We start from the raw sequence: 18,378 nt of genomic DNA on the forward strand, positions 1-18,378 counted from the left end.
TGACCATCCTCATGCGGCGCAGACTCGCCCGCGCCCACGCGCGCACAGCCCCGAAATGATCAGTTCGCGGACAGGCACTTAGGGGCGCGGGGCTGTATCGATTTGCGGCTCCGCCGCGTGGGCGCGACCAGTCACAACGAACCCGCAGCTTAAAACCGCCTAACCCAGCGGAGCGCCCTCGCTCAATCCACGTGCATGTCCGCCGCCTCGACCTCTTCGCGGGTGACGCCGAGCAGGTACAGGACGGTGTCGAGGAAGGGGAAGTTCACGGCGGTGTGCGCGGCCTCGCGGACGACCGGCTTGGCGTTGAAGGCGACGCCGAGACCGGCCGCGTTCAGCATGTCGAGGTCGTTCGCGCCGTCACCGATCGCCACGGTCTGGGCCAGCGGTACGCCCGCCTCGGCGGCGAACCGGCGCAGCAGCCGCGCCTTGCCCGCGCGGTCCACGATCTCGCCGGTGACCTTGCCGGTCAGCTTCCCGTCGACGATCTCCAGCGTGTTGGCCTGGGCGAAGTCGAGCCCGAGCCGCTCCTTGAGGTCGTCCGTCACCTGCGTGAACCCGCCCGAGACAACGCCCACTTGGTAGCCGAGCCGCTTCAGCGTACGGATCAGCGTGCGCGCCCCCGGCGTCAGCCGCACCTCGCTGCGCACCTTGTCCACCACGGAGGCGTCGAGCCCTTCGAGGAGCGCCACGCGCGCGTGCAGTGACTGCTCGAAGTCCAGCTCGCCCCGCATCGCCGCCGCCGTCACCTCGGCAACCTCGTCCTCGCAGCCGGCGTGGGCGGCGAAGAGCTCGATCACCTCGTCCTGGATCAGCGTCGAGTCGACGTCCATGACGACCAGGCGCTGAGCGCGCCGGTGCAGCCCCGCCGCGACGACCGCGACATCGACACCGAGGGCCGCGGCCTCAGTCACCAGGGCGGTCCGCAGATCCTCGGGCTCCGTACCGGACACGGCGAACTCGACCGCGGTCACGGGGTACTTGGCGAGCCGGAAGATACGGTCGATGTTGCCGCCGGTCGAGGTGATCCGGGCGGCTATCGCGGCGGTCGACTGCGCGGTCAGCGGGTGCCCGAGCACGGTGATGAGCGACCGGCCGTGGCCGCGCGGCCGGTTGTCGCCGCGACCGGAGATGATCTCGGCCTGGAGCTTCAGGGACTCCGCCCAGCTGTGCACCGTGGCCCGCAGTCCGCCTTCGAGGCCGGCCGGCGGCTGGGTCACGAGCGCGCACAGCACGATCCGGCCACGGGTGACGACCTGCTCGATGTCGACCACGTCGACCGAGTAGGCGGCGAGGGTGTCGAAGAGCCCGGCGGTGATACCGGGTCGGTCCTTGCCGAAGATCTTGACGAGGAGAGTGGGGGCGTCGGTGGTCTGCGAAGCGCTCATGGTTTTCCCACAGTAACCGGCACGCAGTGCGCCCTGCTTCTACGGTCCGACCAGCGGACGGGAAACAGTCGGTGTCATCTCGGTGACCTCGCCCTTCCCGACCCATGACGCCCACAAGTCCCTCACTGACGTGTGCCGAAGCCCTTCCCTCACGGCCGGCCGCGAGGCCTGGGCGGAGGCGGCGGTTCCTCCGGCGGCGGAGGGGGCCCGTCCTGGGACGGCCCGCGCTTGGGGCGCGGCTTCGGGGCGGGGGGTGGGGTGTAGGGGCCCGCAACCGTAGGAGCGCCGTACACATCGGGAGGGCGCTCCTTCTCGGGGGGCTGGGCACCGGGACGCTGGGGGCTGGGGGGCCGGGCACCGGGAGGCCGCCGTCCGTCCTCGGGCTTCCGTAAGCCGTCCGGGAGGTGCAGATACGGGTTGGTGTCGGGGTTCGACGGGCGGTACGAGGGGGCGGGGCTGTAGGGGCCCGGCTGTTCGGGGACGTCCGCGTACGGCGGTGCGACCGTCGCGTCCGGCCCGGTCGGCTCCGTCGGCCCCGGCGGCCCGTCGAGGTTCCCCCATGCCAGCGGTGCCGCGCGCCGTCCGGCGGCCCCGCTGGCGTACGCGAGCAGCGCTCCGGCCGCTCCCGCACCCGCGCCCCACAAGGCGCCGAGCAGCAGTGCCATACCCAGCTGCCCGTGCAGCTCGATGCCGGCGTCGAACGCGTCGACGCCGAGGACGGACAGCGAGGCGTCCACGGACACCTCCGTCAGCCAGGCCAGCAGCGGCAGCGCGAGCGCCGTCACGATCCCCAGCCGCAGCGCACAGCGCCCCGCGAAACCGAGGGCGGCCCCCCGCTCGCGTACGAACGGCGTACGCACCGCGGTCAGCACGCCCGCGTACAGCATCATCAGTGCGGTCGCGACCCCCAACAGCCAGACCCGGCCGTCCAGTTCGGCCAGTCGCCCGAGCGTGACGGGCTGGTCGGAGGACAGGCTCAGCAGCTCGTCCAGCGGGGCGGGCAGGAACTGGACGAGCCCGCCCGAGGCCGAGCCGTCCCACGGCACGAAGAGCCCGATCGGGACGCCCAGCCACACCCCGTTGGGCGCCCCGAGCAGTGCCGCGCCCGCGATCCGCTTCGGATGGTCGTCGCCGATCGCCGCGTACGCCGCCGCCGCGAGCCCGGCGAGGACCGCCACGAGCAACACCGTGACCAGCGCGGACGCGGCCGGCCGTACCAGCCGGTGCACGGCCTCCCAGCCGCGCGGCAGCGGCGTACGGCGTGAGGCCAGCAGCGCGATCAGCAGAACGCCGAGCACCCACCCCGCACCGCCGAGCAGCGTCGGCACGGTGTCGACGGTGAAACCGACCTCCGCGTTCGCGTCCGCGAGGTCACCGAGCCGGTCGGGCAGCAGTCCGCCGATGTCACCGAGCCCGGGCACCTCGACGTCGTCCGGCAGCCCGCCGCCCGGCAACTCGTCGAGTCCGAGCGAACCGCCGTCAATCGTGATCACGTCGTGACCCGCCCAGGCGAGCCCGCCGAGCATCGCCACGAAGAGCACCACGACCGCGCCCGCGCGCGCGGCGAGTTCACCGGGTGAGATGACAACTCCCGCCGAGCGCAAGGAGCGTAGGAAGAACCAGGCCAGCAGAAGCGCACCCACAAGGCTCACTCCCAGTGGCGTGATCTGTAGGGCGGTCTCCGCCTCGGCGCCCTCAAGGCCGAAGGCCGACACATCGCCGGACGGCGTCACCGAACCACCCGACCCAAGCGCCACCACAGCCGCAGTCATCGTCCCGAGCGAGCCCGAAGCGTCCGCCTCCAGCAGATGCAGCCCCAACGCGGCCACGCCCGCCATCCCGATCAACGCCCAGCTCACAGCGGCGATCGCGGACAACAGCACATCGCCCACCGGCAGTCGCCTGCCGTCCCTCGCGGTCTCGTAGCTCATCGTCAGCCCCCCGACTCCGCGCCGCGACGTCTCCACCGTGGATGTCCCCCTCGCGTGGGATTACCACTCTCCGGGGCGGTTTGAACACAATCAACGGAAACGGACAAGCCGCCCGTACGCGGTCTTCATAGGGCCCGACTTTCGGTCAGAGGGGTCGTCCTGAAATAGTTCCCCCCGATGTTCGACATCCCTAGACTCCCTGTGATGGGGGTAACTCGGGGGACAACTCACGTGGGGCATGGAGTGCCGGAACTCGTACTGGAATTGAATGGACGGACCTGGACGCTCGATGCGTCCAGGCCATACGCCCTCGGACGCGATCCGCAGGGAGACATCGTGCTCGACGACGCCAGGGTGTCCTGGCGTCACGCCACGATCAGCTTCAACGGCCGCAGTTGGGTCATAGAGGACCACGGCAGCACCAACGGCACCTTCGTGCAGGGCCAGCGGATCCACCAGCTGGAGATCGGCCCGGGCTCGTCCGTGCACCTCGGCAATGCGACCGACGGCCCGCGCGTGAACGTCTCGGGCGCCGGTGCGGCCTCGGCCGCACCGCAGGCGCAGCCCCAGCAGCAGCCGTACGCCGCGCAGGGTGCGGGAGCGGCCGGCTGGGCGGCCCAGCAGGCGCCGCCGCAACAGCAGTCCCCGCAGCAGGGCTGGCAGCAGCCGCCGCAGGTCCCGCAACAGGGACCGGCCCAGAAGGTCCCCGGTGGTGGCGCGGGGGCGCCGCCGGTCTACGGCGACCGCAGCCCCACCACGTTCCACCAGCTGGCCCTCGGCCGGGTGATGCGCATCGGCCGTGCGCTGGAGAACGAGCTGGTCGTCTCCGACCTGCAAGTCTCCCGCCACCACGCCGAGTTCCACGCGACGCCCGACGGCCGCTACGAGATCCGAGACCTCGGCTCGCACAACGGCACGTACGTCAACGGCATGCCGATCGCCAAGGGCGGCTCCGCACTGCTCGGCCCGAACGACATCGTCGGCGTCGGCCACTCGACGTTCCGCCTGGTCGGCGACCGACTCGAGGAGTTCGTCGACACCGGTGAGATCTCCTTCTCGGCCCGCCATCTGACGGTGACGGTCGACGGCGGCAAGCAGATCCTCAAGGACGTCTCCTTCGGCGTACCGGAGAAGTCGCTCATCGCGGTCATCGGCCCGTCCGGCTCCGGCAAGTCGACGCTCCTGAAGGCGCTCACGGGCTACCGCCCCGCCAACCAGGGCGACGTCCTCTACGACAACCGGAACCTCTACAAGCAGTTCGCCGAGCTGCGCCAGCGCATCGGTCTGGTCCCGCAGGACGACATCCTGCACAAGGAGCTGACCGTCAAGAAGGCCCTCAAGTACGCGGCCAAGCTGCGCTTTCCCGCGGACACCACGGGCGCCGAGCGCGAGGCCCGTATCGACGAGGTGCTGCGCGAGCTCAAGCTGGACATCCACAAGGAGAAGAAGGTCACCTCCCTCTCCGGCGGCCAGCGCAAGCGTGTCTCCGTGGCCCTGGAGCTGCTCACCAAGCCCTCGCTGATCTTCCTGGACGAGCCGACCTCCGGCCTCGACCCGGGCATGGACCGCGACGTCATGCAACTGCTGCGCGGCCTCGCCGACGACGGCCGTACGGTCCTGGTGGTCACGCACTCCGTGGCCGAACTGGCGATCTGCGACAAGCTTCTGGTCATGGCGCCCGGCGGTTCGGTGGCCTACTTCGGCCCGCCCGAGGAAGCCCTGAACTTCTTCGGCTACGACACCTGGGCCGATGTCTTCTCCGCCTTCGAGAACTACCGCGACTACGACTGGGCGGGCCGCTGGAAGGGCTCGCAGCACTACCAGATGTACGCAGCGGACATCGACGCCGTCGCCGCGCAGTCGACGCAGATGCCGCCCGCCCAGTCGATGCGTCCACCGAAGCCCCAGGGCTGGGGCTCACAGTTGTTCACCCTGATCCGCCGCTATGTGTCGGTGATCGCGTCCGACAAGGGCTTCCTGGCGCTGACGGTGATCCTGCCGGCGGTGCTCGGCGCGGTGAGCCTGCTCATCGACCCGGACAAGACCCTGCTGGTCAACGAGAACCCGAAGACCGGCAGAATCATCCCGAACGGCACGGCCACCACCGTCCTGCTGATCCTCGCGGTCGGCGCGTGCTTCGCGGGCGCCGCCAACTCCGTCCGCGAGCTGATCAAGGAACGGGTCATCTACGAGCGGGAGCGGGCGACCGGCCTGTCGCGCTCCGCGTACCTGATGTCCAAGGTGATCGTCCTCGGTGTGATCACGGTGCTGCAGGGCGCCATGGTCGGCGCGATCGGCTTCTCCAGCCGGACGATCCCCGACGAGGCCCTGATCTTCGGCACCGGCAAGCTTGCTGTGATGCTCGAGCTCTCCATTCCGATCATGGCGCTCGGCTTCTCCTCGATGATGTTCGGCCTGGTCATCTCCTCGCTGGTGAAGACCTCCGAGAAGACGATGCCGTTGCTGGTGATGTTCGCGATCGTCCAGGTCGTGTTCACCGGCTGCCTGTTCATCCTGCACGGCACGCTCGGCGTCAACGAGTTCTCGTATCTGATGCCGTCGCGCTGGGCGGTCGCCGCCGCCGGTACCACGCTGGACTTCAACCGGATCAGCCCGAACACGGACGACCCGGGCAACACGGACCCGCTGTGGGAGCACACGGCCTCGGCCTGGGGCATGGACATGGCCGCGCTGATCGTCCTAGGCATCATCTGCGGCTTCTTCGTGGCCCGCTTCCTGCGCCGCCATGAGCCCGAGGTCATGCGCAAGTAACTCCCGTGCGGGGACGACTCCCGTGCACGAACGAGGCGCGGCACCCGCCGGGATGCCGCGCCTCGCCGTCTGTGCTGAAACCAGAGGTCCGCATGGGACTCAGTACGCGCTGTTGACGTTGTCCATGGAGCCGTACCGGTCGGCCGCGTAGTTGCAGGCGGCGGTGATGTTGGCGACCGGGTCGTAGATGTTCGAGGACGTGCCCGGGACGTGGTACGTCTGGAAGGTCGGCGGGATCACCTGCAGCAGGCCCTTCGAGGGGATGCCGTTGATGGCGTTGATGTCCCAGTTGTTGATGGCGTTCGGGTTACCCGAGGACTCGCGCAGGATGTTGCGCTTGATGCCGTCGTACGAGCCCGGGATGCCGTGCTTCTTCATGACGTCGAGCGACTCGCGGATCCAGCCGTCGAGGTTGTTGGCGTAGGTCTTCGCGGCGACCGGCTTGGCCTTGGCGCGCTGGGCGGACCGGCTCGCGGCCTCCTTCGCCTTGCGCTCCTGCTCGGCCTTCTGCTTCGCGGCTTCCGCGGCGGCCTTCTTCTTGGCGTCCTCAGCGACCTTCTTCGCGGCGGTCGTGGCCTGCGTGAGGGCGTCGTTCAGCTGCTTCTCGACGCCGCCCTTCACATCCTCGACCTGCTCGGAGCTGAAGGCCACCGAGGTGGCGGAGACGGACTCGGTGGTGCTCGACTGGGAGCTGCCGCCCGGTACGAGGGAGAACGCGAGGGCCGCGGCACCGAGACCGGCGACACCGGCGACCCCGAGCTGGTGCTTCTTGGACAGCTTCTGCCTGGTGGTGTTCAGCTTCTGCCCGGTGTGGGTCAGCTTCGTCCTGGTCTGCTCGGTGAGCTCGGTCAGCTTGGCGAGGGTGGGGCGATGGCCGGAACCGTCGGTGTACTTGGGCATGACTGAAGGACCTCTTCGAATAGCGCGGAGGTCGCTCTCGGGCCGGAGGGGACATTGCTGGTTCCGGCACAACGCCGCGGGCAAAAACCCGCGGCGTCGAGCGACGGGAGCCATTCTTAGCGGCCGCAAAATCCTGTGGCAAAGGTGTGACGTACGACCCCGGGTAGTGGACCCCTAAAGGGCAAAACGGGGCAGATCGGCACGTCTGCCCCGCTCATATGGGGTGTTTATACCTCCTAGCGGCCTTCGTACGTGATGTGCGTCCTATGTGCGGGCTCACATCGAGCACGCACCAGTCTCACCAGCAGTTGCTGACGCAATGCTCAGTGTGAGGATTCGCAGACCACTCAGCCCTCTCGGACTTCTCGGACGGCAGGACCAGATGCATGTCGCCGAACTCGTGCCACAGGTAGCGGCCGCGCAAGGCCTCGTCGTAGCTGCGCCGGATCGCCGCCGGTCCCGCGATCGCCTCCAGCATCAGCAGATGCGAGGCCTCCGGTTCGTGCAGCCCGGTGAGGAGCCCGTCGACCACCCGTACCCCGCGTTCCGGGGTCACCACGAGATCGGTCCAGCCCTCCGCCGCCCGTACCACCCCGTCGGGGTCGGCCGCGGACTCCACGGCCCGCACGGCGGTCGTACCGACCGCGAGGACCCTGTAGTCCCCTGCCCTCGCCGCGTTGATCAGCCGCGCCGACGCTTCGGGCACCGCGAAACGCTCCGGATACGGCGGCTCGTGCGCCTCCGGCGACGCGACTCCGGTGTGCAGCGTGATCGGGGCGAACTGCACGCCCCGGCTCACCAGCTCCGCCACCAGACGCGGCGTGAAGGGCCGCGCGGCACTCGGCATCTCCGCGCTGCCCGCACCGTCCGCGGACGGCAGCGCGAACACCGTCTGGTACACCGACAGAGGCTGGTCCCGTTCCGTGTACGAGTACCGAATGGGTCTCCCATGCCGCCGCAGCAACCCCGGGACGTCCGGTTCCGACACCCGCGCCCACCACAGCCGGGGGCTCCGCGTGGTGAGGGGCTCCTCCAGGACGAGCCGTACGCCTTCGGGGAGGCGCACCTCTGCACCCGCGGGCCCTCCCGCACGCGCGCGCGTGGTGCCCGTTCCGTCGGGATCCCGCAGCTCAACGGCCCACCGCCCGTTCTCGCCCCGCGTGGAGAAATGCACCACCACGCGCGCGTGCCCGAGCCGGCCGTCCACTGCCGCCGCCAGGGTCGACGAGGTGTTCACGACCAGCAGATCCCCGGCCCGCAACAACCTCGGCAGCTCCACGAACGCGTGATGGGACACCTCCTGAGCCCCGCGTGAGACAAGCAACCGCACTCCGTCCCGATCGAGCCCGACCCCTCGCTGCTCGACCGGCACCCGGGCCAACAACTCCTCCGGAACCTGCACAGCGGTCGTCATCGCGCTCCCAGCAATGAAGACGTCCCACAGCGATTGCTCACCGGCCGCTCGGCTGAACTTCTCGACGCTTCCGCGCCGGACCGTCCGCCGGTGGTGATGCCGGTCACCGGGTCACCTCCAGAAGCGCAGGTGCCGCATAGCGACCACTGGCCGGCCGGTCATCGAGCAGCCGCAGAAACGCCGGGACGACGCTCGCCGGCGCCGGCCGCGGATCCTCGTCGTCCGGCACGGCTGCCGCGTACAGATCCGTACTCATGTCGCCCGGGTCGACCGCCCAGACCCGGAGCCCAGGCTCCTCCTCGGCGAGCATCGCCGAGACATGGTCAAGGGCGGCCTTGGACGCCCCGTAGCCGCCCCACGTCTCGTACGCCTCGGCCGCCGCGTCCGAGCTGATGTCGATGACCGTGCCGGCCGCCGAGGCCCGGAGCAGCGGCAGCGCCTCCTGGATGAGGCCGAGCGCCGCGACCACGTTGACCTCCAACGCCCGCCTCAGCCCGTCCAGCGCCAGGTCCTCCAGCCGTACGAGCGGTTCGGCGCCGAGCGCGCTCGCGTTGTTCACCAGCAGATCGAGGCCACCGAGCTGCCGCGCCGCCGCCACCAGCGCCGTACGGTGCGCCGCGTCCGTGACGTCCCCGGGCAGCGCCTCCACCCGTGCCCCGTGCTTGCCGAGCGCCGCGGCCGTCTCCTGGAGTACCCCCGCCGTCCTGGCGTCGAGCACCAGCTCCCAGCCGCGCTCCGCCAGGGCTTCGGCGAGCGCCCGCCCCAGCCCCTTCGAAGCCCCCGTGATGATCGCTACCGGCATGACATCCGTCCCCTCGTCCCTCACGTTCATCGGGTGTGGCTGCCGCGATCGGCAGTGACTTCAACCTAGGAACACGGCACCCCATGACGCCTCGTCCGCGGGCCGCAAAGCGGCGGGGCCCTTTGCCCTAGGCCCACCGGCCTACGCAGGGGCGGCCACAGGTCCGATACGGGCTGTCACACCCGGCGGGTACGTTGAGGTCATGAGTCAAGGACCCCGGTCGGGCCTGGCCGCGGTGAGTTCCGCGCTGCTGGCCATGAGCAGGCATCTCGAGGTGCGCGACGTCCTCAAGACGATCGTCGCCTCGGCCCGCGAGCTGCTCGACGCCGAGTACGCGGCGCTGGGAGTCCCCGACGACCACGGCGGCTTCGCCCAGTTCGTGGTGGACGGCGTCAGCGACGCCCAGTGGAAGGCCATCGGCCCGCTGCCGCGCCAGCACGGCATCCTCGCCTCGATGCTCCACGAGGCCCGGCCCGAGCGCCTCGCCGACGTGCGCAATGACCCCCGCTTCGAGGGCTGGCCGAGCGCTCACCCGGAGCTCGCCGACTTCCTGGGCCTGCCCATCCGCGACGGAGACGAGGTCATCGGCATTCTTTTCTTGGCCAACAAGCTGTGCCCTGTGGGGGGACACCCCCCACACCCCCCGAGCCCGAAGCCGGAGGGCGGTTGCGGCTTCACAGAGGAGGACGAGGAACTCCTGTCGATCCTCGCCCAGCACGCCGCGATCGCGCTGACCAACGCCCGCCTGTACGAGCGCAGCCGCGAGCTCACCATCGCCGAGGAGCGCTCCCGCCTCGCGCACGAACTGCACGACGCCGTCAGCCAGAAGCTGTTCTCCCTGCGCCTGACCGCCCAGGCCGCGACCGCTCTGGTCGACCGCGACCCGGTCCGCGCCAAGGGCGAACTCCAGCAGGTGGCCGCGCTCGCCGCCGAGGCCGCCGACGAACTGCGCGCCGCCGTCATCGAGTTGCGCCCCGCGGCCCTCGACGAGGACGGCCTGGTGGCCACGCTGCGCACCCAGATCCAGGTCCTCGACCGCGCTCACTCCGCCCGCGTGACCTTCACCGGCCGAGGCGTACGCGCCCTGCCCTCCGCCCAGGAGGAGGCCATGCTGCGCGTCGCCCAGGAGGCCCTGCACAACGCGCTGCGGCACTCCGGAGCGGCCCACGTCGACGTCACCCTCGACAAGTGCGGCCCGGGAGCGGTCCTGCGCGTCACCGACGACGGCAGCGGCTTCGACCCCAAGGCGATACGACGCGCGGGACGCCACCTGGGGTTGGTGTCCATGCACGACAGGGCGAGCGGAGTCGGCGGCCGGCTGACCGTGGAATCGGCGCCCGGAAAAGGCACCACGATCGAGATGGAGGTCCCCGGTGGCTGACGCAATCAAGGTGCTGCTCGTCGACGACCACCAAGTGGTCCGCCGCGGGCTGCGCACCTTCTTGGAGATACAGGACGACATCGAGGTCGTGGGAGAGGCGTCCGACGGCGCCGAAGGCGTGGCCCGGGCCGAGGAGTTGAAGCCCGACATCGTCCTCATGGACGTCAAGATGCCGGGCATGGACGGTGTCGCGGCCCTGCGCAAGCTGCGCGAACTCGACAACCCCGCGCGCGTGCTCATCGTCACCAGCTTCACCGAGCAGCGCACGGTCGTCCCGGCCCTGCGCGCGGGCGCCGCCGGATACGTCTACAAGGACGTGGACCCCGACGCCCTGGCCGGAGCCATCCGCTCCGTCCACGCGGGACACATACTTCTGCAACCCGAGGTGGCCGACGCGCTGCTGTCCCAGGAGGACTCCAACCTCGGCCAGGGGAGAGGCGGTTCACTCACCGAGCGGGAGCGGGAGGTGCTCGGCCTGATCGCCGACGGCCGCTCCAACCGCGAGATAGCCCGCGCCCTCGTCCTCTCCGAGAAGACGGTCAAGACGCACGTCTCGAACATCCTGATGAAACTCGACCTCGCCGACCGCACCCAGGCCGCCCTGTGGGCCGTACGCCACGGCGTGACCGGCTGATCCCCGCTCCGGCACGCTTACTTGACGCCTCCCTGACGACAATATGGAGGGTTCCGTTCCGGGCTGAGATTCATACCGTCGTGGGAATGTCACCCGGATGGCGCATCCTCCGCGGCTCTGAGCCGTTCTCCAGTGCGTGCTGCGGCGCCTGCCGCAGTGATCACAAGGAGGGCTTGAGAAAAGTGAAGAACCTGAAGAAGGCCGCAGCCGTCACGATGATGGCCGGTGGCCTGGTTGCCGCCGGTGCCGGCTTCGCGTCCGCCACCGATGCGCACGCTTCCGGCCAGGCCGTGGGCTCGCCGGGCATCGCCTCGGGCAACCTCGTCCAGGCCCCGGTCGACGTCGACGCGAACGTGGTCGGCAACACCGCGAACGTCGTCGGCATCCTGAACCCGGCGTTCGCCAACGAGGGCTTCAACGGCTGACACACTCCCGGGTCAGCAGTGACCACCGGCCTCCCAGGTGCCTCTGGGGGGCCGGTCCGCACGCCTCTTGTTCCAGCCCCCCGTACTGCTTGCCGTGTGGGCGCAACCAGCGCTCCTTTAGGGGCGCGGGGAACTGCGCGACAAGCCACAACGAACCCGCAGCTTCAAACCGCACCCCCAGCGGAGCGCTACCGCTCGCGTTCCTCCACGAACGCGTTGTACGCCGCCACCTGCGCCCGCCTCGCCGTGCGCTCGACCGGCCGCAGGGCCTCGGAGCGCGCCGCCATCTCCGAGGCGCTCACCGCTCCGCCGTGGCCGTTCTCGTACGCCACCGAGATGAGCAGCCCGACGCGCTGGGCCAGCTCCAACACCCGTACCGCACGCGGCGGATAGCCGGGAGCCAACACCTCCCCACCGCGCTCGGCCCGCGCCCGGTACGCATCGATCGCCGCCTCCGCGACCGGCCCCGAACCGGCCACATCGAGCCGCGACAGCATGTCGGTGGCGTCGCGCAGCGCCTCCGCGAGCTCCCGCTCGGCCTCGCCGAGGTACGGCACATCGGCGGGCGGCGCCTCGCGCACCGCCAGACAGTGCCAGACGACCTCCACATGTACGTCGCCTTCAGGACCGGCCTCGAACACCTCGGGCACCAGGCCCAGCGCGGCGCCATGGCAGACGACCGCCTCCTCGGCCTCCAGGGCCCGCGCGTTGAACTCCGGCGGTCCGCTCAGCCCGAGCGGATGCCCCGGCGCGGGCAGCGCGACCCGAAGACCGGTCACCCCGAGCCCGCGCAGCCGCCCCAGCGCGAGCGTGAGCCCGACGGGCCCTGTCTCGCCGGGTAGCCCCTCGACCCGGTGCACGGCGTCCTCACCGACGATGGCGAGGACCGCGTCGTCCGGCGAAACAAACCCGGCCAACAGGGCATTTCCCCATGCGGCCAGCCGTCCTGAGCGTGGTTCCGAGAGCATGCCCCCACCCTAAGGACCGGCCGATGGAATGGTGCGGTGGGCCGGTGGCGTAGGTTTTCCCTGGGGGCTGCGTCCACAGACGTAAGCGACGGCCGAGACTGCAATGGGAGACAGCGCGCTCATGAGCGATGTTCTGGAGCTGGAGGACGTATCCGTGGTCCGGGAGGGCCGGGCTCTGGTGGACCAGGTCTCCTGGTCGGTCAAAGAGGGGGAGCGCTGGGTCATTCTCGGTCCCAACGGTGCTGGAAAAACGACCCTTCTGAACGTCGCGTCCAGCTACCTCTTCCCCAGCAAGGGCACCGCCACCATCCTCGGTGACGCCCTCGGCAAGGTCGACGTCTTCGAACTGCGCCCCCGCATCGGCATGGCCGGCATCGCCATGGCGGAGAAGCTCCCCAAGCGCCAGACGGTCCTGCAGACCGTGCTGACCGCCGCGTACGGGATGACGGCCGGCTGGCACGAGGACTACGAGGACATCGACGAGCAGCGCGCCCGCGCCTTCCTCGACCGCCTCGGCATGAGCGACTACCTCGACCGCAAGTTCGGCACGCTCTCCGAGGGCGAGCGCAAGCGCACCATGATCGCCCGCGCCCTGATGACCGACCCCGAACTGTTGCTCCTCGACGAGCCCGCCGCGGGCCTCGACCTCGGGGGTCGCGAGGATCTCGTACGCCGCCTTGGCCGTCTCGCCCGCGACCCGATCGCCCCCTCGATGATCATGGTCACCCACCATGTCGAGGAGATCGCACCGGGCTTCACCCACGTCCTGATGATCCGCCAGGGCAAGGTGCTCGCCGCGGGCCCGCTGGAACTCGAACTCACGTCCCGCAACCTGTCGTTGTGCTTCGGCCTCCCGCTCGTCGTCGAGCAGGTCGGCGACCGCTGGACGGCCCAGGGTCTACCCCTGTCCTGACGAGCTCGAACGCCTGTGCCAAGTTGATCGGCGCCCTGTCGGCGACCCGACCTGCGGACCTACCATGACCATGTGGACGACATCGACGCATGGGTGTGGTGGCTGATCGCGGCGGCCGGGCTCGGAATCCCGCTCGTGGTGACCGCGATGCCGGAGTTCGGAATGCTCGCCGTCGGCGCTGTGGCGGGCGCCCTGACCGCGGGACTCGGGGGCGGTGTGGTCATCCAAGTCCTGGTCTTCGTCGCGGTCTCGGTCGCGCTCATCGCCGTCGTACGCCCCATCGCGGCCCGACATCGCGCCCAGATACCCCAACTCGCCACGGGCATAGACGCGTTGAAGGGCAAACAGGCCGTCGTCCTGGAGCGGGTGGACAGCTCCGGAGGGCGGGTCAAGCTCGGCGGAGAAGTCTGGTCCGCGCGTGCCCTCGACACAGGCCGGGCCTACGAAGTCGGCCAGGAGGTCGATGTCGTGGACATCGAAGGTGCCACGGCGATCGTCATGTGACATCACGCGGAGTTGCATGGCCGGAACGCTGCACGTGGAGAGTTGTGGTCTGACACACTCGTCCAGCAAGATCTTCGACAACCACAAGATCTTCCGGAACGCCGAGGCGGAGAAGGGTACGGGGAGCCACGATGGAACCGATCATCATCGTCCTGATCATTCTGGTGGTGTTGGTCTTCATCGCGCTGATCAAAACCATCCAAGTCATCCCACAGGCCAGCGCCGCCATCGTCGAGCGCTTCGGCCGCTATACGCGGACCCTCAACGCGGGACTGAACATCGTCGTCCCCTTCATCGACTCGATCCGCAACCGCATCGACCTCCGCGAGCAGGTCGTCCCCTTCCCGCCCCAGCCGGTGATCACCCAGGACAACCTGGTCGTGAACATCGACACGGTCATCTACTACCAGGTCACCGACGCCCGCGCGGCGACGTACGAAGTCGCCAGCTACATCCAGGCCATCGAGCAGCTCACCGTCACCACGCTCCGCAACATCATCGGTGGCATGGACCTGGAGCGGACCCTGACCTCCCGCGAGGAGATCAACGCGGCCCTGCGCGGCGTCCTCGACGAGGCCACCGGCAAGTGGGGCATCCGCGTCAACCGCGTTGAGCTCAAGGCCATCGAGCCGCCCACCTCCATCCAGGACTCGATGGAGAAGCAGATGCGCGCCGACCGCGACAAGCGCGCCGCGATCCTCACCGCCGAAGGTATCCGCCAGTCGCAGATCCTCACCGCCGAGGGTGAGAAGCAGTCCGCGATCCTGCGCGCCGAAGGTGAAGCCAGGGCCGCCGCACTGCGCGCCGAGGGCGAGGCCCAGGCGATCCGTACGGTCTTCGAGTCCATCCACGCCGGAGACGCGGACCAGAAGCTCCTTGCCTACCAGTACCTCCAGATGCTCCCGAAGATCGCCGAAGGCGACGCCAACAAGCTCTGGATCGTCCCCAGCGAGATCGGCGACGCCCTCAAGGGCCTGAGCGGCGCCATGGGCAACTTCGGCCCGATGGGCGGCAATTCGGGCGGCTCAGGTACAGAGCGCCGCGAGAAGCCGTCCGTCACCGACTGACGTCGTCCGTACGTGACTGGGGCCCGCCTCCCTCGGGAGGCGGGCCCCAGTCACGTACGGCTTATGCGGCCGGCTGGGCCAGCCACTCCGGCAACGCGTCGAACTCGTCCCGGCCCAGCGCCAGCAGCATCGCGTCCGCAGGCGTCGGCTCGAACGGCTCCCGCAGCAGCGGCATACCCGCCTGCTCCGGAGTCCGGTTCGCCTTGCGGTGGTTGTCCTCCGCACACGAGGCCACCGTATTCAGCCAGGAGTCCGTACCGCCCTGCGCCCGCGGCACCACATGGTCCACGGTCGTCGCCCGCCTGCCGCAGTACGCGCACCTGTGCCGGTCACGCACCAGAACACCCCGCCTCGACCAAGGAGCTTGTCTTCGAAAGGGCACCCTCACATAGCGGCACAGTCTGATCACCCGAGGCGCCGGTATGTCGACCACCGCTCCGCGCATACGCAGTTCGGGGTGGGCCTGCTCGACGACAGCCTTGTCCTGCAGCACCAGAACGACGGCTCGATTCAACGTCACCGTCGACAGCGGCTCGAAGCTCGCGTTCAGCACCAGCGTGTCCCGCATCCAGCCCACCTCCTCTGTGCACCGGCCCACCTCCTGGCGGGCTTGGATCAACTCTGGCCGGGCACGCCGAGATGGACAACGCAATAAAAAATGCCCGCCTCTGATCAATTCCAAGACCAGAGGCGGGCAAACGTTCAGTGAACGCTCAACTCTCCGCGGGCGCCGCGTACTCGGCGATGAGCTGTGCCCTCGCCAGCGTATGGAAACGCAAGTTGAAGCCCACGAAAGCCGGGGTGGCGTCCGCGTCAGGACCGAGCTTCTCCTGATCCACCGCGTACACGGTGAACACGTAACGGTGCGCCGGGTCTCCGGGCGGTGGCGCGGCACCGCCGAAGTCCTTCGTCCCGTAGTCGTTGCGCGCCTGGACCGCTCCGTCCGGCAACCCCTCGAACTTGCCGCTGCCCGCACCCGCCGACAGCTCGGTGACCGAGACCGGGATGTCGAACACGACCCAGTGCCAGAACCCGCTCCCCGTAGGGGCATCGGGGTCGAAGCATGTCACGGCGAAGCTCTTGGTCTCCGGCGGGAAGCCTTCCCAGCGCAGTTGCGGCGAGGTGTTCCCGGCCGCGTAGACCTGAGCGTCCTTCAGCACCGCGCCCGGCTCGACGTCCTCGCTCGCCACCGTGAAAGACGGCACGGTCGGATGGAAGTCATGGGGAAGCGGCGGCCTCTTGGACTCGGTCACCTCGGCACCTCCTGATCGGTTCTGCTCAGTGGAGTCTTTCGTCCCCGAGCCTAGAACCAGTTACGGCGGCTACCGACCTCGGACAGCCACTGGTTGAGGTACGCCGCCCAGTCGGTCCCCTGGAAGTCGTTCAGCCCCACCTTGAACGACCGGAACGTGTCGCTGCTCTCACTGAACAGACCCGGCTTCTTGTCCATCTCCAGGACCACATCCATCTCGCGCTCATCCGCGACGAAGCTCAACTCGACCTGGTTGAGACCGCGGTACTGCTGCGGCGGGAAGAACTCGATCTCCTGGTAGAACGGCAGCTTCTGCCGCGTACCCCGGATGTGACCACGCTCCATGTCCGCGCTCTTGAAGCGGAAGCCCAGCTGAATGAAGGCGCCCAGAATCGCCTGCTGCGCCGGCAGCGGATGCACATTGATCGGGTCCAGGTCACCGGAGTCCACGGCACGCGCGATCTCGAGCTCCGTGGTCACACCGATGTTCATCCCGCGCAACGGCTGACCGTCGATGGTCGTGATCGGCGTCTCCCACGGGATCTCCAGCCCGAACGGCACCGCGTGCACCGCGTTCGCCTGCAGCTCGAAGGCACCGCCGAGCCGCATCTTCGTGAACTCCATGTTCTGCTTGAGCTCCTGGTCGTCGTGCCCCTCCACCTCGACCCGGGCCTGTAGCCCGACGGAAAGCCCCTCGATCTCCTGCTTCACGGACCCGCCCTGGATCCGCACCTCACCCTGAACGACGCCGCCGGGAACGACATTCACCTCGGTCAGTACCGTCTCGACCGAAGCCCCACCGGCCCCCAGGCTCGCAAGCAGCCGCTTGAACCCCATGTCTTTTCCTCCTCAGGCAACGCCTGTCTCTGTCCGGTTCCTTGATCCCTACACACGCGATCCGACCGTGTCCGGTTCCGCGCCCTTTCACCCTGGCAAGCCCCACCCTGGCAAGACAGCAGTTCCCTGGCCACCCCGCTCAGCGTCACACGTTTCCACTACGCTCGTACGCCATGATCGCGGCCCCTGACCGTACGCCCCTGCCCCGGGAGTTCTTCGACCGCCCTGTCCTGGACGTCGCCCCCGACCTCCTGGGACGCATCCTTGTGCGCACCACCCCGGACGGACCGATCGCGCTCCGCCTCACAGAGGTCGAGGCCTACGACGGCCCGAACGACCCCGGCTCCCACGCGTATCGCGGTCGCACCGCCCGCAACGACGTGATGTTCGGCCCGCCCGGTCATGTGTACGTCTACTTCACCTATGGCATGTGGCACTGCATGAACCTGGTGTGCGGCCCGGAGGGCAGGGCAAGCGCGGTCCTGCTCCGCGCCGGGGAGATCACCGAGGGTGTAGAACTCGCCCGCAAACGTCGATTTTCGGCCCGATACGACAAGGAACTGGCCAGAGGCCCCGCCCGCCTGGCCACGGCCCTGGACGTCGACAGAGCCCTCGACGGCACGGACGCCTGCGCCCCCGAGGGCTCCCCCCTGGCCCTCCTCACCGGCATACCCATACGCCCCGACCAGGTGCGCAACGGTCCACGCACTGGTGTGGCCGGCGACGGAGGCGTCCACCCCTGGCGCTTCTGGATCGCCGACGACCCGACGGTGAGCCCTTACCGGGCCCATACGCCCCGTCGTCGCCGAACTTGACGGGTCCGTGGGCGATCCGTAATGTAGCCCGAGCCGCTTGAACCGGGTACGGCGTTCAGCCAGCAGCCGGAAGCGGCCAACCCACTGCCTACGACTTCCTCTCAGCGAGGGTGAGTTCGGCACGCCTGCGTGCCGTAATTCGAACTCGCGGGACTCGATTATGAGTTGCCGGGGAGGATCGGTTAACGTAGTGAATGTCGAAAGGCCGCAAGGGAGACCTTGGAGCCTAATGGCAAATCCCCTCCGACTGGGAATCGGGCCTGAAAGGGTCTGGTAGAGTCGGAAACGCAAGACCGAAGGGAAGCCCGGAGGAAAGCCCGTGAGGGTGAGTACGAAGGAAGCGTCCGTTCCTTGAGAACTCAACAGCGTGCCAAA

General features: G+C 69.1%; 16 protein-coding genes and 1 pseudogene. 8 read left to right on the top strand and 9 right to left on the bottom strand.

The genetic code is table 11. The annotated features are described in order from the left end of the window. Positions 1-182: 182 nt before the first annotated feature. Both serB and ACYVO6_RS40825 read right to left on the bottom strand, forming a co-directional pair. A complete protein-coding gene (gene serB, locus ACYVO6_RS40820) occupies positions 183-1,388 on the bottom strand; it encodes a phosphoserine phosphatase SerB (RefSeq protein ID WP_461070507.1) in 1,206 nt (401 codons plus the stop codon). A gap of 149 nt (positions 1,389-1,537) precedes the next feature. Next, entirely contained in the window at positions 1,538-3,319 is a 1,782-nt protein-coding gene (locus ACYVO6_RS40825) for a streptophobe family protein (protein ID WP_461070509.1), read from the bottom strand. Between the two features lie 243 nt (positions 3,320-3,562). Between ACYVO6_RS40825 and ACYVO6_RS40830 the strand changes: the two genes are divergently transcribed. Further along, positions 3,563-6,091, top strand: a complete 2,529-nt coding sequence (locus tag ACYVO6_RS40830; RefSeq protein WP_461070533.1) for an ABC transporter ATP-binding protein/permease — start codon at positions 3,563-3,565, stop codon at positions 6,089-6,091. A 99-nt stretch (positions 6,092-6,190) separates the two neighbouring features. Here the strand turns inward: ACYVO6_RS40830 and ACYVO6_RS40835 are convergent, their stop codons facing one another. The 3 genes from ACYVO6_RS40835 to ACYVO6_RS40845 all read right to left on the bottom strand — a co-directional run bounded on the left by ACYVO6_RS40835 (position 6,191) and on the right by ACYVO6_RS40845 (position 9,207). Next, the gene (locus ACYVO6_RS40835; RefSeq protein WP_461070511.1) at positions 6,191-6,991 is read right to left on the bottom strand and encodes a transglycosylase SLT domain-containing protein; all 801 of its coding nucleotides are present in this window, start codon (positions 6,989-6,991) and stop codon (positions 6,191-6,193) included. Positions 6,992-7,289: 298 nt separating this feature from the next. Then, complete coding sequence (locus ACYVO6_RS40840) at positions 7,290-8,405, bottom strand: S-adenosylmethionine:tRNA ribosyltransferase-isomerase (RefSeq protein ID WP_461070513.1); 1,116 nt, start codon at positions 8,403-8,405, stop codon at positions 7,290-7,292. A gap of 103 nt (positions 8,406-8,508) precedes the next feature. Further along, positions 8,509-9,207 carry an SDR family NAD(P)-dependent oxidoreductase gene (locus tag ACYVO6_RS40845; RefSeq protein WP_461070515.1) on the bottom strand — a complete coding sequence of 233 codons (699 nt, stop codon included), beginning with the start codon at positions 9,205-9,207 and terminating at the stop codon, positions 8,509-8,511. A gap of 202 nt (positions 9,208-9,409) precedes the next feature. On the opposite strand from ACYVO6_RS40845, the gene ACYVO6_RS40850 reads away from it, so the two are divergent. From ACYVO6_RS40850 to ACYVO6_RS40860, 3 genes are all read left to right on the top strand, one after another. Continuing rightward, positions 9,410-10,588, top strand: coding sequence for a GAF domain-containing sensor histidine kinase (locus ACYVO6_RS40850; RefSeq protein WP_461070517.1), 1,179 nt, complete (start codon positions 9,410-9,412; stop codon positions 10,586-10,588). Next, positions 10,581-11,222, top strand: a complete 642-nt coding sequence (locus ACYVO6_RS40855; protein ID WP_033317760.1) for a response regulator — start codon at positions 10,581-10,583, stop codon at positions 11,220-11,222. The genes ACYVO6_RS40850 and ACYVO6_RS40855 overlap by 8 nt, the downstream gene beginning before the upstream one ends. 182 nt (positions 11,223-11,404) lie before the next feature. Beyond that, positions 11,405-11,647: a chaplin gene (locus ACYVO6_RS40860; RefSeq protein WP_461070520.1), complete on the top strand. Its 243-nt coding sequence runs from the start codon at positions 11,405-11,407 to the stop codon at positions 11,645-11,647. Positions 11,648-11,835: 188 nt separating this feature from the next. On the opposite strand, the gene ACYVO6_RS40865 is transcribed toward ACYVO6_RS40860, so the two are convergent. Next, positions 11,836-12,615, bottom strand: coding sequence for a hypothetical protein (locus tag ACYVO6_RS40865; protein WP_461070522.1), 780 nt, complete (start codon positions 12,613-12,615; stop codon positions 11,836-11,838). 121 nt (positions 12,616-12,736) lie between these two features. On the opposite strand from ACYVO6_RS40865, the pseudogene ACYVO6_RS40870 reads away from it, so the two are divergent. From ACYVO6_RS40870 to ACYVO6_RS40880, 3 genes and pseudogenes are all read left to right on the top strand, one after another. Further along, a pseudogene (locus ACYVO6_RS40870) lies at positions 12,737-13,261 on the top strand (ABC transporter ATP-binding protein); the annotation flags it as partial. Positions 13,262-13,600: 339 nt separating this feature from the next. Further along, positions 13,601-14,032: an NfeD family protein gene (locus ACYVO6_RS40875; protein WP_461070524.1), complete on the top strand. Its 432-nt coding sequence runs from the start codon at positions 13,601-13,603 to the stop codon at positions 14,030-14,032. Between the two features lie 131 nt (positions 14,033-14,163). Continuing rightward, a complete protein-coding gene (locus tag ACYVO6_RS40880) occupies positions 14,164-15,099 on the top strand; it encodes an SPFH domain-containing protein (protein ID WP_033317756.1) in 936 nt (311 codons plus the stop codon). Positions 15,100-15,160: 61 nt separating this feature from the next. Here the strand turns inward: ACYVO6_RS40880 and ACYVO6_RS40885 are convergent, their stop codons facing one another. From ACYVO6_RS40885 to ACYVO6_RS40895, 3 genes are all read right to left on the bottom strand, one after another. Further along, complete coding sequence (locus ACYVO6_RS40885; protein ID WP_033317755.1) at positions 15,161-15,667, bottom strand: HNH endonuclease; 507 nt, start codon at positions 15,665-15,667, stop codon at positions 15,161-15,163. Positions 15,668-15,812: 145 nt separating this feature from the next. Next, the gene (locus tag ACYVO6_RS40890; RefSeq protein WP_461070527.1) at positions 15,813-16,352 is read right to left on the bottom strand and encodes a YbhB/YbcL family Raf kinase inhibitor-like protein; all 540 of its coding nucleotides are present in this window, start codon (positions 16,350-16,352) and stop codon (positions 15,813-15,815) included. A gap of 50 nt (positions 16,353-16,402) precedes the next feature. Further along, positions 16,403-17,188, bottom strand: coding sequence for a sporulation protein (locus ACYVO6_RS40895; protein WP_461070529.1), 786 nt, complete (start codon positions 17,186-17,188; stop codon positions 16,403-16,405). A gap of 173 nt (positions 17,189-17,361) precedes the next feature. Here ACYVO6_RS40895 and ACYVO6_RS40900 point away from each other — a divergent pair, with 173 nt between their 5' ends. Continuing rightward, positions 17,362-18,003 carry a DNA-3-methyladenine glycosylase gene (locus tag ACYVO6_RS40900; protein ID WP_461070531.1) on the top strand — a complete coding sequence of 214 codons (642 nt, stop codon included), beginning with the start codon at positions 17,362-17,364 and terminating at the stop codon, positions 18,001-18,003. Positions 18,004-18,378: the final 375 nt, after the last annotated feature.

The organism is Streptomyces pseudoechinosporeus, assembly GCF_054783935.1.

Bases quoted from the DNA above. Each gene is read 5' to 3' on its own strand.
- serB (WP_461070507.1), bottom strand. From the start codon at position 1,388: ATGAGCGCTTCGCAGACCACCGACGCCCCCACTCTCCTCGTCAAGATC.
- ACYVO6_RS40825 (WP_461070509.1), bottom strand. From the start codon at position 3,319: ATGAGCTACGAGACCGCGAGGGACGGCAGGCGACTGCCGGTGGGCGAT.
- ACYVO6_RS40835 (WP_461070511.1), bottom strand. From the start codon at position 6,991: ATGCCCAAGTACACCGACGGTTCCGGCCATCGCCCCACCCTCGCCAAG.
- ACYVO6_RS40840 (WP_461070513.1), bottom strand. From the start codon at position 8,405: ATGACGACCGCTGTGCAGGTTCCGGAGGAGTTGTTGGCCCGGGTGCCG.
- ACYVO6_RS40845 (WP_461070515.1), bottom strand. From the start codon at position 9,207: ATGCCGGTAGCGATCATCACGGGGGCTTCGAAGGGGCTGGGGCGGGCG.
- ACYVO6_RS40850 (WP_461070517.1), top strand. From the start codon at position 9,410: ATGAGTCAAGGACCCCGGTCGGGCCTGGCCGCGGTGAGTTCCGCGCTG.
- ACYVO6_RS40865 (WP_461070522.1), bottom strand. From the start codon at position 12,615: ATGCTCTCGGAACCACGCTCAGGACGGCTGGCCGCATGGGGAAATGCC.
- ACYVO6_RS40880 (WP_033317756.1), top strand. From the start codon at position 14,164: ATGGAACCGATCATCATCGTCCTGATCATTCTGGTGGTGTTGGTCTTC.
- ACYVO6_RS40885 (WP_033317755.1), bottom strand. From the start codon at position 15,667: ATGCGGGACACGCTGGTGCTGAACGCGAGCTTCGAGCCGCTGTCGACG.
- ACYVO6_RS40895 (WP_461070529.1), bottom strand. From the start codon at position 17,188: ATGGGGTTCAAGCGGCTGCTTGCGAGCCTGGGGGCCGGTGGGGCTTCG.
- ACYVO6_RS40900 (WP_461070531.1), top strand. From the start codon at position 17,362: ATGATCGCGGCCCCTGACCGTACGCCCCTGCCCCGGGAGTTCTTCGAC.